Below are 15,626 nucleotides of genomic sequence, written 5' to 3' on the forward strand. Positions count from 1 at the left end.
ATGCGTTTTGCCGTTCTCGGCAGCGGTAGCCAAGGGAACGGCACGCTGATCGCCAGTGCTGATACGTACGTGCTGGTGGATTGTGGTTTTTCCCTGCGGGAAACCGAAAGACGTCTGTTGCGCCTGGGTGTGCACCCGGCGCAACTGAGCGCGATACTTGTGACCCACGAACATGCCGACCACGTGCATGGCGTGGGTTTGCTGTCTCGGCGCTACAATCTGCCGGTCTACCTCAGTCGCGGCACGTTGCGCGGGATGCGCAAACCGCTTGAACCGGCAGGCTTTCTGGCCGGCGGCGAGCAACTGCAGATCGGCGCACTGAACGTCGGGGTCATTGCCGTGGCCCACGACGCGCAGGAGCCGACCCAGTACGTTTTCAGCGATCAGGAACAGCGGCGCTTCGGCCTGTTGACCGACCTGGGATCGTTCTGCGAGCGGGTGCTGGATGGCTATCGGGACCTCGATGCATTGATGATCGAGTCGAACCATTGTCGCGACATGCTGGCCCGTGGTCACTACCCGTACTTTCTCAAGCAGCGGGTAGGCGGCGAACGCGGACATCTGAACAACCATCAGGCGGCATTCCTGGTGGCCGAGTTGGGCTGGCAGGGTTTGCAACACCTGGTCCTGGCCCATCTGAGCAGCAAGAACAACCTGCCGCAGCTGGCCCGGCAATGTTTTGTCGACACCCTCGGGTGCGACCCGGACTGGCTGCAACTGGCCGATCAAGATTCAGGGCTCGACTGGCGCCACATCGCCTAGCCCACCTACTTAGCAAGCGGAGCCCATCATGGAAAAACGTGAAGAACTCTACCGCGGCAAAGCCAAATCGGTTTACAAGACCGACGACGCTGACCGCTTGATCCTGCTGTTTCGCAACGACACTTCGGCGTTCGACGGCAAGCGCATCGAACAGCTTGATCGCAAGGGTATGGTGAACAACAAGTTCAACGCCTTCATCATGCAGAAACTCGAAGCGGCCGGCGTGCCGACCCAGTTCGACAAACTGCTGGGCGACAACGAATGCTTGGTGAAGAAGCTCGACATGATCCCGGTCGAATGCGTCGTGCGTAACTACGCCGCCGGCAGCCTGGTCAAGCGTCTGGGCGTCGAGGAGGGCATGAAGCTCAACCCGTACACCTTCGAACTGTTCTTGAAGGACGACGCCAAGGGCGACCCGTTCATCAACGAATCCCACGTCGTGGCGTTCGGTTGGGGCACCCCCGAGCAACTGGCGCGCATGAAGGAACTGTCGCTCAAGGTCAACGAAGTCCTGAGCAAACTGTTCGACGACGCCGGCCTGCTGCTGGTCGACTTCAAGCTTGAATTCGGCGTGTTCAGCGACGGCTCCATCGTCCTCGGCGACGAGTTCAGCCCGGACGGCTGCCGTCTGTGGGACAAGGACACCAAGAAGAAGATGGACAAGGACCGCTTCCGCCAGGGCCTTGGTGACGTCATCGAAGCCTACGAAGAAGTCGCCGCTCGTCTGGGCGTACCGCTTTAATCGACGCAAGCATCTGATAGCACGGAAAAAATTTCGTTTGGGGGGTTCGCAACCAACGAAAGTGTTGTTATGATGCGCGCCGTTGGAGAGATGCCAGAGTGGCCGAATGGGACGGATTCGAAATCCGTTGTACCTTCACCGGTACCTAGGGTTCGAATCCCTATCTCTCCGCCATTATTGAACAAGACGAAGCCCCCGTAATCATTGATGATTACGGGGGCTTTTTCGTTTCTGGCGTTTTGTTCGTTGCGCTTTTCGGGTACAACCTGCCGACTGCATAAAAGGAACAGCTCGATGAGTGAAGTTCAGCCGTTGGTGGGTGATGACGACGTTAGGCCGCAGGCCGTGAGTCTGCGCGTGGCGTTCTGGTTCTGGTTGAAGCTGGGCTTTATCAGTTTCGGCGGGCCGGCCGGGCAGATTTCGATCATGCACCAGGAGTTGGTCGAGCGGCGGCGCTGGATTTCCGAGCGGCGTTTTCTGCATGCCTTGAACTATTGCATGTTGCTGCCCGGGCCTGAGGCGCAGCAGTTGGCGACTTATATTGGCTGGCTGATGCATCGGAGCTGGGGCGGGATTGTGGCCGGGGCGTTGTTCGTGTTGCCTTCGCTGTTCATCCTGATTTTCATGTCGTGGCTCTATATCGCCTTCGGTGAAGTGCCGGTGGTCGCCGGGCTGTTTTACGGGATCAAGCCTGCGGTGACGGCCATTGTCGTGCAGGCGGCGCATCGCATCGGTTCGCGGGCGCTGAAGAATAATTGGCTGTGGGCGATTGCGGCGGCGTCGTTTACCGCGATTTTTGCGTTCAATGTGCCGTTCCCGTTGATCGTGCTGGGTGCGGCGGTGATTGGTTATTTCGGCGGTCGACTGGCGCCGGAGAAATTCAGGGCGGGCGGGCATAGCGCCGCGAAGAAGTCTTTCGGCGCGGCGTTGATCGACGACGACACGCCAACCCCGGCGCATGCCCGTTTCAGCTGGACGAAACTGGCCATGCTCGCCGTGATTGGTGCCGCGCTGTGGGCATTGCCGATGGGGGTATTGACCGCGCTATTCGGCTGGCAGGGCACGTTGACGCAGATGAGCTGGTTCTTCACCAAGGCAGCGCTGCTCACCTTCGGTGGAGCTTATGCGGTGTTGCCCTATGTCTATCAAGGTGCGGTCGGTCACTACGGCTGGCTGACTCCGACGCAGATGATCGACGGCCTGGCGCTGGGCGAAACCACACCGGGGCCGCTGATCATGGTGGTGGCGTTTGTCGGGTTTGTCGGCGCTTATGTGACGCAGGTGTTCGGCGCCGATCAGGTGTTCCTCGCCGGAGCGGTCGCCGCCGCGCTGGTGACGTGGTTTACCTTTCTGCCCTCATTCCTGTTCATCCTCGCCGGCGGCCCGCTGGTGGAGTCGACGCACGACGAACTCAAATTCACCGCCCCACTGACCGCGATCACCGCTGCGGTGGTCGGCGTGATTCTCAATCTGGCGTGTTTCTTCGGCTACCACGTGCTCTGGCCGCAAGGCTTAAGCGGCAGCCTGGACTGGCCGTCGGCGTTGATTGCGCTTGCCGCGGCCATTGCCCTGTTTCGCTTCAAGCGCGGAGTGATTCAGGTGTTGCTGGGCTGTGCACTGGTCGGGCTGGTGGTGCATTTGCTGCGTTAATGATCGCGGCGCCGGAAATCGAATCGCGCGCTGGAGACTCGATTCCGGCAATAAGTTCCAGTCGTTCCAGTGCGAATATCCCCAGCGGTACACCCCCGCTTCGCTTGCTCGCGCGGTTCAAACCATTTGTCCTGTCCCCACGATTTTTTTGAAATTTTCGCACAGACAATGCTTCACAAAAGGGTAGGCAGGCTTTTAACCCACGACTTGCCACGCTTATCCGACTGAGGAGATTTGTCATGTTTCTACATAACAAGCGACTTCAATACACCGTTCGTGTCGCCGAGCCCAATCCGGGGCTGGCCAATCTGTTGCTCGAGCAGTTTGGCGGCGCACAAGGTGAACTGGCGGCGGCTTCGCGCTATTTCACGCAAGCCCTGGCCGAGGACGATCCGGGACGCAAAGACCTGCTGATGGACATCGCCACTGAAGAACTCAGTCACCTGGAGATCATTGGCTCGATCATCGTCATGCTCAACAAGGGCGCAAAAGGCCGGATGGCTGAAGGCGTCGAGCAAGAAGGCGAGCTGTATCGCTCGCTCAATGGCAACGGCAATGACTCGCATATCACCAGCCTGCTCTACGGTGCCGGTTCGCCGCTGACCAACTCGGCCGGCGTGCCCTGGACGGCGGCGTACGTCGATACCATCGGCGAGCCCACCGCCGATATGCGCTCCAACATCGCCGCTGAAGCGCGGGCGAAAATCGTCTATGAGCGCTTGATGAACGTCACCGATGATCCCGGCGTAAAAGAAGCATTGGGCTTTCTGATGACCCGTGAGATTGCGCACCAGTTGTCCTTCGAAAAAGCCCTGCATTCGATTCAGCCAAACTTCCCGCAAGGCAAGCTGCCCGGCATGCCTGAGTTCACCAACGTCTACTTCAACATGTCGCAAGGCACCGAAAGCATGCGCGGTCCATGGAATCAGGGCGACGATTGGGAGTTCGTCGAAAGTCCGACGCCGGCGGTCGACGGCGGCGATGGCCTGGCCACCGTGCAACTGGACAGCGCCGACGAAGCGCTGCTGGAAAACATGAAAATGCGCACCATGTCCGACCCCAACAGCGAGCCGGTCACCGGTGCGGATCTGGGCTCCGGCGCGCAGGCCAAGCCTGGTTTGTAAGGCACGTGGGGCGCGCCGGACATCAGGCGGCGCGCCCCGGTTGATCACTGTGAAATCATCAAGAAGAGGACTCGACAATGGCTACTCCACAGGAAAACCTGCTCGACTGGCTGCGTGACGCCCATGCCATGGAGCAACAGGCCGAGCAGATGCTCAAGGCGCAATCCAAGCGTCTGGAACACTACCCGCAGCTCAAGGCGCGCATCGATCAGCACATCGAAGAAACCCTTGGCCAACAGAAACTCATCGACGAATGTCTGCAACGTCTGGGCGGTGAATCCTCGACGATGAAAGACCTGGGCGGCAAATTGATGGCGTTCGGTCAGGCGGTTGGCGGCTCCTTGATGAGCGATGAAGTGATCAAGGGCGCCATGGCCGGCTACGTTTTCGAGAACATGGAGGTCGCCAGCTATACCGTGCTGATCGCAGCGGCGAAAGCGGCGGGGGACACGCAAACACAGAAGGCCTGCGAACAGATTCTGCCGCAGGAGGTGGCCATGGCTGAATGGCTGCTCAAGCATTTGCCGCAACTGACCGAAGCGTTTCTGGAACGCTCGGCGGATCCGGACAAGGAAGCCAAGAAGTAACCCTGCCCACCAGCGTCCGCCTGCCGAGCGGGCGGACGCGGTATCAAAGCTACGGCGCGATTTCCATCGCTTTGCGCTCGATTGCCACGGGCAGCAAATGCCCAAAGCGGTCGAGGTGATAGCGTTGAAGATCCCGCGCCAGAATCAGTTGGCCGTTATACAGCGCCGCCGCTTCACTGCGCACATCTTCGATCGACGGACTCACCGCCGGGTTGGCCTGATAGCGCGCGCTGAAGTGCGTCAGCACCAGATTGCGCACACCGGCGGCCTCGGCAAATCCGGCGACAGCGGCGGCGCTACTGTGGCCGTAACTGGCACGAGCGCGGTCGATTGCTGCCTGCACGAATGTCGCTTCATGCACCAGCACATCCGCCGATTGCGCCACTTCTGCCAGCAGTGCCGGCCGATCGTTGTCGCCGCAGACGATGATGCGCCGATCAGGTCGCGCGCTCAGCAGATAGTCGCGAGCGTGCAGCATTCGCCCGTCAACCTCCACATCCTGACCATGGGCCAACTGACCCCAGAGCGGGCCGCGTTCGATGCCCTCGGCATCCAGGCGCCCCGCGTCCAGACGCGGCTCCGGGTCGGACTCGGTAAACACATAACCATGACACGGCACACGGTGGGACAACTCGACGGTCTGCACCTGAACGTTGAGGTTGCGCCATTCGGTAAGCGTTTCCACAGCGTGCAGGTTGATCTCGAAGGGCAGATGCGATTGCGTCACCTCCAGGCTCATTCTCAGCCACGGCTGCAGCGCCGCCGGCAGAATAATGTCCAGCGGCCGCGTGCGTCCGGACATGCCGGTGCTCGCCAGCAGACCCGGCAAGCCCAGGCAGTGATCGGCGTGCACATGAGTGATGAAAATCGCCCGCAATTCACTCAGTGACAGCGGCGTGCGCAGCACCTGATGCTGAGTGCCTTCGCCGCAATCGATCAGGTACCAGCCTTTGCCGGCAGAAGCGATCAATGCCGTTGCGCTGACATTGCGCTGGCGGGTCGGCACGCCGGCAGACGTGCCCAGAAACAACAAATCCACGGTGGTTCTCCCTGGCGGACCTCGGTGAGCTTTCGACAATCAGCGACACGATTCGGATCCGTCGATGTTCTGCGGCAATTCATCGAACGCCCGCGCTATCGGCGTCCGGCCTTGGCACTACGCTCGCAGATGATGGTCACAGCGAAACGGAGTCACTTAGCGGAGGTCAACTTGCCCAGAAAATCCAGGCCGATCGTCGACCGCGCCGATGCGGCGACCCTTTCGCAAGAACGCAAAGATGTGTTTTTCGCGGCGGTGCAGGTCAGCCGCATGGCCATGATTGTCACCGATCCTGCGCAGCCCGACGATCCCATCATTTTTGCCAACAATGCGTTTCTTGAACTCAGCGGCTACGAGCTGGAAGAAGTGCTCGGGCGCAACTGCAGATTTCTGCAAGGCGAGCAGACTGATCGCACCGTGTTGCAACAGGTCAAGCAAGCGCTCAAACATCAACACGAAACCTGCGTGGAGGTGCTCAACTACCGCAAGGACGGCTCATCGTTCTGGAACGAGCTGTTCATCGCGCCACTATTCAACGAGCGCGGACAATTGGTGTATTTCTTCGCCTCGCAAATGGACGTCAGCCGCCGACGCGACGCCGAGGACGGTCTGCGCTACAGCGAGAACATGGAAGCGCTGGGCCAGTTGACCGGTGGCATTGCCCACGATTTCAACAATCTGTTGCAAGTGATGATCGGCTACATCGAGCTGATCCAGCACACCGCCAAGCGGCCGAGCATCGATCCGCAGCGCATTGTGGTAGGCGCCGGTCACGCCCGCGCGGCGGCAGAGAAAGCACGCCTGCTGACCCAGCATCTGCTGGCGTTTTCCCGCCGGCAAAGGCTCGAAGGCCGAGTGATCAATCTCAATGCCATGCTTGAGCGCTCTGCGCTGCCGACGCATGAATCCGCCGATCTGGAGCCGCGATTCGAACTGGCCGAGGACTTGTGGAATTGCCGGCTCGACCCGGCGCAGGCCGAGATGGCGCTCAATCATCTACTGTCCAATGCCCGTGACGCCCTGCTGGGGCAACCGCAGCCAGAGATCACCGTGCAGACCCGCAACGTCGTTGTCCCGGACGCGACGGACCCGCACCAGGGCGGACTGGCGGCGGGGCGTTACGTCTGCATCGCGATTGCCGATAACGGCGTGGGCATTGCCGCTGACGATCTCGACAAAGTGATGGAACCGTTTTTCACCACCAAGGAGGAGGGCAACGGTGCCGGCCTCGGTTTGTCGATGGTCTACGGTTTCGTCAAGCAATCCGGCGGTGTGGTCAAAATCGAATCGGCGCCGGGGCTCGGCACCACGGTGCGCCTGTTCTTCCCGGCGGATGACAGTCAGCTATCGGCACCTGGCTCCGCTGAAACCGCAGAAAGTCTCAAGGGCACGGAGCGCATCCTGATCGTCGAGGATCGCGCCGAAGTCGCTGAACTGGCGCGCTTCGTACTGTCCGAACAGGGTTACCGGATCACCATCGCTGCAGACGCGAGCGAGGCACTGGCCGCGCTGCGGAGTAGCGACTATGAGCTGGTATTCACTGATCTGGTCATGCCCGGAGAGATGAACGGGCTGGCACTGGCGCGGGAAATCAGCCAGCGCTATCCGGCCATGCAGATCCTGCTGACGACCGGCTACTGCGCGGACGAGTCGACGCCCAATGAGCTGGCTGACAATGAATTCGAGTTGATCGCCAAGCCTTACGCACCGGTGGATCTGCTGCGCAAGCTGCGCTCGATGCTCGGCTGAAAAAACGAACTGACGGCGCACGTTCGGCGTCCATCCTAAAGACCGCATTGAACAACCAGTGAGGGGCCCGATCCCTGAGGAGATGTTGGCAATGAGCGATTATCCGATGGACGAAACCGATTCCGATCACCGCAACCGCCAGTTCGGCCAGGCTCTGGGGCTGGATGCTGACGAGGTGGAGTCGTGGGTCAGTGCAATCGAAGAAGATGGCAGCGGCATGGGCTATGTTGTGCATTTTTCCAGCGAAACGCCGGTGGACGTGCTGGCCAAGGTGCAAGGGCTGGGCGATGACCTGATGATCAATATCGGGCCGATTGATTGACCGCCGGGAGGGCGATCCATGCAGGAGCAACCGTTGGTAGTGATAACCGGCGCCAGTGCTGGCGTGGGTCGCGCAGTGGCCCACCGGTTTGCCGCTGGCGGCTACCGCATCGGCCTGTTGGCGCGTGATCCGGCGGGACTGGCTGCCACGCAAGAGGAGCTGCAAGCGTATGGCGTGCAGGTTGAAACCGTCAGCGTCGATGTCGCCGATGCGCTCGCCGTGCAGGAGGCCGCGCAGCAACTGGAAGCCGCGCTCGGACCGCTGGCAGTCTGGGTCAACGCGGCGATGGTCACAGTGCTTTCGCCGATAGATCAATTGTCTGCCGCCGAGATCGAGCGCGTCACTCAGGTGACCTATCTCGGCACGGTTCACGGCACCTTGGCGGCGCTGTCGTTGATGCGTCCGCGCAACAAGGGCCTGATCATCCAGGTCGGCTCGGCATTGGCCTATCGCGCGATTCCGTTGCAGGCCGCCTATTGCGGGGCGAAGTTCGCTGTACGCGGTTTTACTGATTCATTGCGCTGTGAGTTGCTGCATGAGCGCAGCCATATTCGCGTGTGCATGGTGCAGTTGCCGGCGATCAACACGCCGCAGTTCGACTGGGCGCGCAACAAATTGCCCAAGCGTGCGCAACCGGTGCCACCGATCCATGACCCCGACGTCGCGGCGCGAGCGATTTTCAGTGTGGTCAGGCACCCGCCTCGTGAGCTTTGGCTCGGTGGATCGACGATCAAAGCGATTATTGGCCAATCGGTCATGCCCGGTCTTCTCGACCGTTTGATGGCGCGAAGTGCATGGTCCGGTCAGCAGACCAATGAGCCTGAGGACAACGAGCACCCGGACAACCTGTTCGAAGCGCAGCCGGATCGGCATCAGACCCGTGGCCGCTTTATCGGCCGCTCAAAGGACGCGGCGCTGGCCTTGACTTCGACTCAAGTGCTGGCGGTATCGGCAGTGATTGCCGTGCTGTTGGGCGTAGCTCTATTACAGCTTTGATTGTTCCCCGCTTGGTCAGGGGTTGACGGATTTCAGTGCGCCAGCGGAGGGCTTGAGTTTTTCCTGCAGGTCGCGGGCAGTTTTTGCCTGTTTCTCGATGCTCGGCAACGCGGATTGGGCGAACGCCTTGAGCTGCGGATTGTGCGATGACATGGCTTCTTTCTTGAACAGCATCAGCTTTTGCTCAAGGGTTTCGGCCTGGCTGTCGATGTAGATGCGGTCGAAGGCGTCATCCCTTGATTCAAGGCGTAGCTGCTTGGCTTTGGATGCCACGGAGGGTTCGGCGGGAACCACCATATGTTGGCTTTGCCCCAGCTGCCTGATTTGTTTATCGAAGTGCTCATGGTCGGCGATCATTTGTCTGGCGAACGCTTTGACTTCGGGCAAGCTTGCCTTTTCCAAGGCGATGCGCGAACTGTTGTGCTGGAACAGGCTTTGCTGTGCCGCCTCTTCGATGAAGGCGTCGATGGTGTCTGCATGGCTTGGCTGGACGCTCAAAGCCAGGACCGCAAGGCATATCGCGGCGAGTGATTTCATGGAGCGTAATCTCCGCAGCATCAATGGATGGTGGCGGCCCGGGATCGGCTCATGGCTGCTGATAGTGGCCGGGGACGTTGTCGCCTTCGTCGGGCCTGATGCGTTTCTGCACCTGGACGTCGCTCAGTGAAGCGGCCTTCAATTCGGGAAAAGCGGTCTTGACCAGCGTTTCAGCGAGACCCGGATCAAGGGTGTCGCCATCGTGGATCAGCGTGCGGCTTTGCGGCTGGTTGTCGACGATGAAACTGATGAGGTAGCGGTGCTCATGGGACATGGCTGAAATCCTTGGGTGCATGGCAGCAAAAATTGCAGTACATGCACCTTTGATGAACACCGCTGGCAAGCATTCAAATAAACGCCTTGAAGGGCGACAAACGGTGCCGGTTTGCAGATGAACCGAACGTCGCTCAAATTTCCTTGATTGGCGTCTCGTCCTGTACGGCTTTGATCAGGTTGATCACGTGCAGGCAATCAGCCTTGTTCACATACGATTCGCCACTGGCGACTGTCTCGTGGTTTCGCGCGCGCAGACGCCAGCGCCACTGGCCTTTGCCTGTGCTTGGGGTGCCTCGGGTTTGTCGGTAGATTTCGAAATACATGGGGTTCGCTCCCTGCGATAGAAAGGTGCGCCAACCAGTGTGGCGCATCGACGCAAGCCTAGCGCAGCGGGTTTTTTTGGCTATCGGGGATTTGTTTCCAATCGTTCGCGGATGTTTCTCAAAGACGCTGGCCAGAGCGCCGCGACTGCCCGGCGAATTGGCCGATATGACGCCGTGTCATGCTTGCACGTGCGTGCCTGCTACTGCTTAATACGGGACGGCTCATGGCCTCGAAATACTTTCGATGACCGACAAACTATAAAAAGAGCACTCCTTTGACTGAGCACGGAACGCAACAGGCCGGGCAAGTGACGTTGTCGCTGGTGATCCCCGTTTTCAATGAGGCCGACAGCCTCGACAGCTTTCTTTCGCGCATCGACGATGTCTTTCAGGCGCAGGCGCTGATCGATCTTGAACTGGTCTTCATCAACGATGGCAGCACCGACACCACCCTTGAGCGCTTGCTTGAACGGCAACGGCAGGATTCGCGTCTGCGCATCGTTGATCTGAGTCGCAACTTCGGCAAGGAAGCGGCGTTGTCGGCCGGTCTGCAAATGGCCACCGGGCAGATCGTAGTGCCGATCGACGCCGATCTGCAGGACCCGCCGGAAGTCATCTTGCAGATGATCGAGCGCTGGCGCGAAGGTTACGAAGTGGTGCTGGGGCATCGCGTCAGCCGCCGCAGCGACACTTGGGCCAAATCGACCTCGGCCCACTGGTTCTATCGCCTGCACAACCGCATCGCCGAACAGCCGTTACCGGAAAATGTCGGCGACTTCCGCTTGATGGACCGCTGCGTGGTCGATGCCTTGCTGACCCTGCCCGAGTCGCGCCGCTTCATGAAAGGTCTGTTCGCCTGGGTAGGTTTCCGCACCACGCATGTCGACTACGAGCGCCCCGAGCGCGTGGCCGGACAGAGCAAGTTCAATGGCTGGCGCCTGTGGAATTTCGCTCTGGAGGGCATCACCAGTTTCAGCACCGAACCGCTGCGGGTCTGGACTTACCTGGGAGCGACGGTTTCGCTGGTGTCGTTTGCCTTCGCGATGTTCATTGTCTTGCGCACGCTGATCCACGGTATCGATCTGCCCGGTTATGCGTCTTTAATGGTCGCGGTCACGTTTCTCGGCGGTCTGCAATTGATCGGCATCGGCGTACTTGGCGAATACCTCGGCCGCACTTATATCGAATCCAAACGCCGGCCGGTTTTTCTGGTGCGTCGCGTCTACGACCCCAAGGACTGACAGATGGATCTCAAGGAAACCGACATCCTCGGCGACAGCATCGATGAGCATTGGTATTACTGCTCGAAAGCGGCGGCGACCCGGCAATTGCTGGGTGACATGCCGATCCGACGAATACTCGATGTCGGTGCCGGCTCGGGGTTTTTCTCGCATCATCTGCTCACCCACACCGACGCGCATGAGGCGTGGTGCGTCGACATCAGTTACCCCGCCGATTCAAGCGCCACCACCGCGGGCAAACCGGTGCATTACCGACGTAACATCGACAGCATTGATGCCGATCTGGTGTTACTGATGGATGTGCTCGAGCATGTCGACGACGACCTCGGCCTGCTCAAAAGCTATGTCGATAAAGTGCCTTCGGGCAGTCGTTTTCTGCTGACGGTGCCGGCGTTTCAGTTTCTCTGGAGCGGTCACGACGATTTCCTCGAGCACAAGCGCCGCTACACCCTCGCGCAATTCGAAACCCTGGCGGGCGATGCCGGTTTGACCGTGCAGCGCGGCGCCTACTATTTCGGTGCGGTGTTTCCTATCGCCGCTGCGTTGCGCCTGATGCCTCAAGGTTCGCAAACCGCAGAGCCGCAGTCGCAACTCAAGCGTCATCACCCGTGGGTAAACAGTGTGCTCAAGACCCTGTGCCGCCTTGAGCTGCCGTTGATGAGGAAAAACCGGCTGGCCGGTTTGAGCGTTTTCGTGCTGGCGCAGAAACCGTGATCGCCGGCGACAAATCTGCGCTTGTCCGGCGCGGTCTGCGCTTTGCCGTAACCGGGCTGTTCGTCACCGCGTTGCATGCGCTGGTGGCTGTGCTGTTCATCCGCTTCATCGCGCCCGAACCGCCGCTGGCCAATGGTTTCGCCTTTGCCGTGGCGACTGTGGTTTCTTATTTGATCAATACCGCCTGGAGCTTCTCCGCGCGTCTGCATGGGCGCACGTTGCTGCGCTTTCTGACGGTGTCGGCGGGTGGTTTTCTGCTGGCGATGCTGGTGGCCTGGGCTGCGCAGATGGCCGGGTTGAATTATCTGTTTGGCATCGGCGCAGTGGCCCTGACGATTCCGGCGTTCACTTTCGTTTTGCATAATTTCTGGACGTATCGATGAAGCCCTGGAACAGATCTTCAGCGTTGACGATTCTGCCGTTGCTGTTGGGCGTGCTTGCTTTTTTCATGGTGATCGGTCCGCGCGCACTCGATCCGCAGAACATTGCCTGGCTCAGCGAGGGCGATCCGGCTACGCATTATCTGGGCTGGGTTTTTTTCCGCCAGTCACCGTGGACTTTTCCCCTCGGGCTCAACCCGTCCTACGGCATGGAGTTGGGCAGTGCGATCATCTTTTCTGACTCCAATCCGCTGCTGGCACTGCTGTTCAAACCGTTCAACGCCTGGCTGCCAGAAACGTTCCAGTATTTTGGCTTGTGGTTGCTCATCTGTTTCGTACTGCAAGCGTGGTTCGGCTGGAAGCTGCTCGGCTTGATCACGGATAACGTCGTAATCCGGCTTCTGGCCACGGGACTGTTGCTGTTTTCCCCGCCGATGTTTGTTCGTGCCGGAGGACATCTGTCTCTGGCCGGGCACTTTCTGCTACTGGCGGCACTTTACCTGGCGCTGCATCCTGCGTTGCAACGGCGGCGGCTGGCCTGGGGCTGTCTGCTGGCGGCGACAGCGCTGGTGCATGCGTATCTGTTGGTCATGGTGGCGTTGATCTGGTTTGCCGATCTGCTCGGCAAAGTCATTTTTGACCGATTGACTCGCCGTCAGGGGCTGATCGAGTTCGGCGGTCTGTTCGCACTGGTCAGCGTGTGTTGCTGGCAGGCCGGATACTTCAGCATTGCCGACGGCGCTGGCAGTGGGGGGTTCGGTTTTTACCGGATGAATCTGCTGGCGCCATTCGATTCGGATGGCTGGTCGCAGGTATTGCCGGACATCCGCACGGGCGGCGGCGATTATGAAGGCTTCAATTATTTCGGCCTCGGTGTGCTGATGCTGTTACCGCTGGCGGCGGTGGCAGGGTTGCGCGGCGGGATTTCGCCGAGGGCTGCGCTGGGCGAGCGGTGGTGGCTGGTGTTCGCAATGATCGGCCTGACCCTGTTCGCGTTGTCCCATCACATCGGTATTGGGACGCAGACTTTCAACTATCCGTTGCCGACATTCATCGAGCGGCTGGCCAGTATTTTTCGCGCTTCGGGGCGCATGTTCTGGCCGGTGTTTTATGCAATCGAACTGTTCCTCGTGTACCTGCTTGTGCGGGGCTTTCGCGCGCCAGTTGCCATGGGGTTACTCGCCTTGGCGCTGGTGGTGCAGGTGGCAGATACGCACAACGGCTGGGCGGGGCTGCGCGCATCAAGGATGGTAGCCCCCGCATCGGACTGGGTCAGTCCGATGCGCGACCCCTTCTGGAACAGCGCGGCCGGGCACTACAGGAATGTTCGCGGGTTGCTGCCGCAAAACCAGCCCGAACGCTGGCAAGCGATCGCTGATTTCGCTGGAGCACATGGACTGAAAACCGACGCGGTGTACATGGGGCGCATGAGCATTTCGGCGCTCGACAAGGCGCAGCGCGTGGCTCGGCATCGGCTGCAAACCGGAGAGTACGAAGCCGATTCTCTATATATCCTGGACGATGAAGCGCAGGCTCTGGCGGCCAAAAGCGTTCACAGCGATAGCGATCTGCTGACCCGGGTCGATGACTTCGTTGTGCTTGCACCAGGCTGGAAGCGTTGTCAGCAATGTCTGCCGATGATCGATGAGGGGCGGGCGCTGGCATCCATCGCGCTGAGCCGTCCTGGCGTTGTCTACACATTCGATCGCAAGAGTCGACAACTGATCAAAGGCTGGGGGGCACCGGAAGCGTGGGGCACCTGGAGTGAGGGCCATGACGCGGAAATGGCGCTGCGCGTGCCAGCGCAAGCCAAATCGATTTCGATCCAGGCGCTGGCGTTCGTCATGCCGCCAACTCTTGCTCAGCGAGTCATCGTCAGGCTCAACGGCGTTGAAGTTCTTTCGACTCGGCTGACAGCCTTTCAGGGCAATTCTCTGGAAATCCCGTTGAAAGAACAGGTCAGGCAAACCCTGCCGGAGGATGGCGCGCTGAGACTTGAACTGCATTTGCCCGACGCCGTCAGCCCGCGCAGTCTCGGAATGAGCGATGACGCACGCATCATGGGCCTGGGCGTGAAATCCGTGAGTGTGCAGTAAACCGCGTAACCGTTGATGGACGCCGGGTCCCGGGCTTTTCTACACTGCCGCTATTCCGGGGAGCAGGGGGGCAATGGATGAACCGCAATGAACTACGCAAGGCCGACATCAACCTGATGGTGGTCTTCGAGACCCTGATGCTCGAACGCAACGTGACTCGCGCGGCGGAGAAGCTGTTTCTTGGCCAGCCGACCATCAGTTCGGCGCTCAACCGTTTGCGCACGATGCTCAACGACCCGCTGTTCATCCGCGTCGGCCATCGGATGGAGCCGACGGCCCGCGCCGAAGACATTTACCGCCATCTCAAACCGGCACTGGATTCACTCTCCGCGGCGCTGAGCCTGACCCGCGATTTCGATCCCGCCACCAGCACCATGACCTTTCGCATCGGTCTGTCCGACGACGTCGAATTCGGCCTGCTGCCGCCGCTGTTGCGCGCGCTGCGCCAGGAAGCGCCGAGTGTGGTGTTCGTGGTGCAGCATGTCGATTACTGGCGCATTCCCGACCTGCTCGCTGCCGGCGATATCACCGTCGGCATCAGCCAGACCCGCGGCCTGCCGGCAAACGCCAAACGCAAACTGCTGCGGCACATCCAGCCGAGCATCCTGCGCGCCGATGCCTCTGCTACACCGCTGACCCTCGAGGAATATTGCGCTCGCCCGCATGTATTGGTGTCGCACACGGCCAATGTCAGTGGCTACGCCGATGAGTGGCTGGCGGAACTCGGTCGCACGCGGCAGGTGGTGTTGTCGGTGCCGCAGTACAGCGCATTGCCGGCGTTGCTGGCCGGCACCGACCTGATCGCCAGCCTGCCGGATTACACCGCAGCGGCCATGGCGGCGTCAGGGTTGTTGTTCCAGGAACCGTTCCCGTTCAAGACGCCGACGCTGGACCTGTCGATGGTCTGGCTCAGCCACGTCGACAGCGACCCGGCCGAACGCTGGCTGCGCTCGCGGCTCGAAGCGTTCATGAGTGAGCGGCCAACTGAGCACTACGATCCCTTGTAGATACCGTCTTGAGCCTCACCGGGCAAGCGCAAGTTTCGGGTCATATGGCAGTCCTGACTTGAGCACTCCGTAAACGAAGTG

General features: G+C 60.1%; 17 protein-coding genes and 1 tRNA gene. 14 read left to right on the plus strand and 4 right to left on the minus strand.

Translation table 11 applies throughout. The features are described from left to right. The 6 genes from PspCFBP13508_RS19245 (at position 1) to PspCFBP13508_RS19270 (ending at position 4,865) form a co-directional block, all read left to right on the plus strand. Positions 1 to 762, plus strand: a complete 762-nt coding sequence (locus PspCFBP13508_RS19245; protein ID WP_024012002.1) for an MBL fold metallo-hydrolase — start codon at positions 1 to 3, stop codon at positions 760 to 762. 28 nt (positions 763 to 790) lie between these two features. Then, positions 791 to 1,504 carry a phosphoribosylaminoimidazolesuccinocarboxamide synthase gene (gene purC, locus PspCFBP13508_RS19250; protein WP_123418004.1) on the plus strand — a complete coding sequence of 238 codons (714 nt, stop codon included), beginning with the start codon at positions 791 to 793 and terminating at the stop codon, positions 1,502 to 1,504. 84 nt (positions 1,505 to 1,588) lie between these two features. Beyond that, positions 1,589 to 1,678, plus strand: a tRNA-Ser gene (locus tag PspCFBP13508_RS19255). Between the two features lie 120 nt (positions 1,679 to 1,798). After that, positions 1,799 to 3,154 carry a chromate efflux transporter gene (chrA, locus tag PspCFBP13508_RS19260; RefSeq protein ID WP_137215416.1) on the plus strand — a complete coding sequence of 452 codons (1,356 nt, stop codon included), beginning with the start codon at positions 1,799 to 1,801 and terminating at the stop codon, positions 3,152 to 3,154. Positions 3,155 to 3,393: 239 nt separating this feature from the next. Beyond that, the gene (locus PspCFBP13508_RS19265; protein WP_073472943.1) at positions 3,394 to 4,278 is read left to right on the plus strand and encodes a manganese catalase family protein; all 885 of its coding nucleotides are present in this window, start codon (positions 3,394 to 3,396) and stop codon (positions 4,276 to 4,278) included. 77 nt (positions 4,279 to 4,355) lie between these two features. Then, positions 4,356 to 4,865, plus strand: a complete 510-nt coding sequence (locus PspCFBP13508_RS19270; protein WP_137215417.1) for a DUF892 family protein — start codon at positions 4,356 to 4,358, stop codon at positions 4,863 to 4,865. 49 nt (positions 4,866 to 4,914) lie between these two features. Here the strand turns inward: PspCFBP13508_RS19270 and PspCFBP13508_RS19275 are convergent, their stop codons facing one another. After that, positions 4,915 to 5,904: a ribonuclease Z gene (locus PspCFBP13508_RS19275; RefSeq protein ID WP_137215418.1), complete on the minus strand. Its 990-nt coding sequence runs from the start codon at positions 5,902 to 5,904 to the stop codon at positions 4,915 to 4,917. Positions 5,905 to 6,075: 171 nt separating this feature from the next. On the opposite strand from PspCFBP13508_RS19275, the gene PspCFBP13508_RS19280 reads away from it, so the two are divergent. From PspCFBP13508_RS19280 to PspCFBP13508_RS19290, 3 genes are all read left to right on the plus strand, one after another. Beyond that, the gene (locus PspCFBP13508_RS19280; RefSeq protein WP_241669534.1) at positions 6,076 to 7,653 is read left to right on the plus strand and encodes a histidine kinase famiy protein; all 1,578 of its coding nucleotides are present in this window, start codon (positions 6,076 to 6,078) and stop codon (positions 7,651 to 7,653) included. Between the two features lie 91 nt (positions 7,654 to 7,744). Next, positions 7,745 to 7,975 carry a hypothetical protein gene (locus tag PspCFBP13508_RS19285; RefSeq protein WP_071174678.1) on the plus strand — a complete coding sequence of 77 codons (231 nt, stop codon included), beginning with the start codon at positions 7,745 to 7,747 and terminating at the stop codon, positions 7,973 to 7,975. Between the two features lie 18 nt (positions 7,976 to 7,993). Further along, positions 7,994 to 8,971, plus strand: coding sequence for an SDR family oxidoreductase (locus tag PspCFBP13508_RS19290; protein WP_137215419.1), 978 nt, complete (start codon positions 7,994 to 7,996; stop codon positions 8,969 to 8,971). A 15-nt stretch (positions 8,972 to 8,986) separates the two neighbouring features. On the opposite strand, the gene PspCFBP13508_RS19295 is transcribed toward PspCFBP13508_RS19290, so the two are convergent. The 3 genes from PspCFBP13508_RS19295 to PspCFBP13508_RS19305 form a co-directional block, all read right to left on the minus strand. Continuing rightward, complete coding sequence (locus tag PspCFBP13508_RS19295; protein ID WP_241662829.1) at positions 8,987 to 9,529, minus strand: DUF4142 domain-containing protein; 543 nt, start codon at positions 9,527 to 9,529, stop codon at positions 8,987 to 8,989. Between the two features lie 28 nt (positions 9,530 to 9,557). Beyond that, the gene (locus PspCFBP13508_RS19300; protein WP_130909610.1) at positions 9,558 to 9,782 is read right to left on the minus strand and encodes a hypothetical protein; all 225 of its coding nucleotides are present in this window, start codon (positions 9,780 to 9,782) and stop codon (positions 9,558 to 9,560) included. 133 nt (positions 9,783 to 9,915) lie between these two features. Continuing rightward, a complete protein-coding gene (locus PspCFBP13508_RS19305) occupies positions 9,916 to 10,107 on the minus strand; it encodes a DUF1508 domain-containing protein (RefSeq protein ID WP_137215420.1) in 192 nt (63 codons plus the stop codon). Between the two features lie 275 nt (positions 10,108 to 10,382). Here PspCFBP13508_RS19305 and PspCFBP13508_RS19310 point away from each other — a divergent pair, with 275 nt between their 5' ends. The 5 genes from PspCFBP13508_RS19310 (at position 10,383) to PspCFBP13508_RS19330 (ending at position 15,545) form a co-directional block, all read left to right on the plus strand. Next, complete coding sequence (locus PspCFBP13508_RS19310; protein WP_130909612.1) at positions 10,383 to 11,348, plus strand: glycosyltransferase family 2 protein; 966 nt, start codon at positions 10,383 to 10,385, stop codon at positions 11,346 to 11,348. A 3-nt stretch (positions 11,349 to 11,351) separates the two neighbouring features. Next, positions 11,352 to 12,062 carry a methyltransferase domain-containing protein gene (locus tag PspCFBP13508_RS19315; protein ID WP_137215421.1) on the plus strand — a complete coding sequence of 237 codons (711 nt, stop codon included), beginning with the start codon at positions 11,352 to 11,354 and terminating at the stop codon, positions 12,060 to 12,062. Further along, entirely contained in the window at positions 12,059 to 12,445 is a 387-nt protein-coding gene (locus PspCFBP13508_RS19320) for a GtrA family protein (protein ID WP_137215422.1), read from the plus strand. Before PspCFBP13508_RS19315 ends, PspCFBP13508_RS19320 begins: the two co-directional genes overlap by 4 nt. Then, positions 12,442 to 14,538, plus strand: a complete 2,097-nt coding sequence (locus PspCFBP13508_RS19325; protein WP_137215423.1) for a DUF6311 domain-containing protein — start codon at positions 12,442 to 12,444, stop codon at positions 14,536 to 14,538. The genes PspCFBP13508_RS19320 and PspCFBP13508_RS19325 overlap by 4 nt, the downstream gene beginning before the upstream one ends. A gap of 77 nt (positions 14,539 to 14,615) precedes the next feature. Further along, complete coding sequence (locus PspCFBP13508_RS19330; protein WP_137215424.1) at positions 14,616 to 15,545, plus strand: LysR substrate-binding domain-containing protein; 930 nt, start codon at positions 14,616 to 14,618, stop codon at positions 15,543 to 15,545. The last annotated feature ends 81 nt before the right edge of the window (positions 15,546 to 15,626 follow it).

The organism is Pseudomonas sp. CFBP13508 (assembly GCF_005233515.1).
Lineage (GTDB): Bacteria > Pseudomonadota > Gammaproteobacteria > Pseudomonadales > Pseudomonadaceae > Aquipseudomonas > Aquipseudomonas mercuritolerans.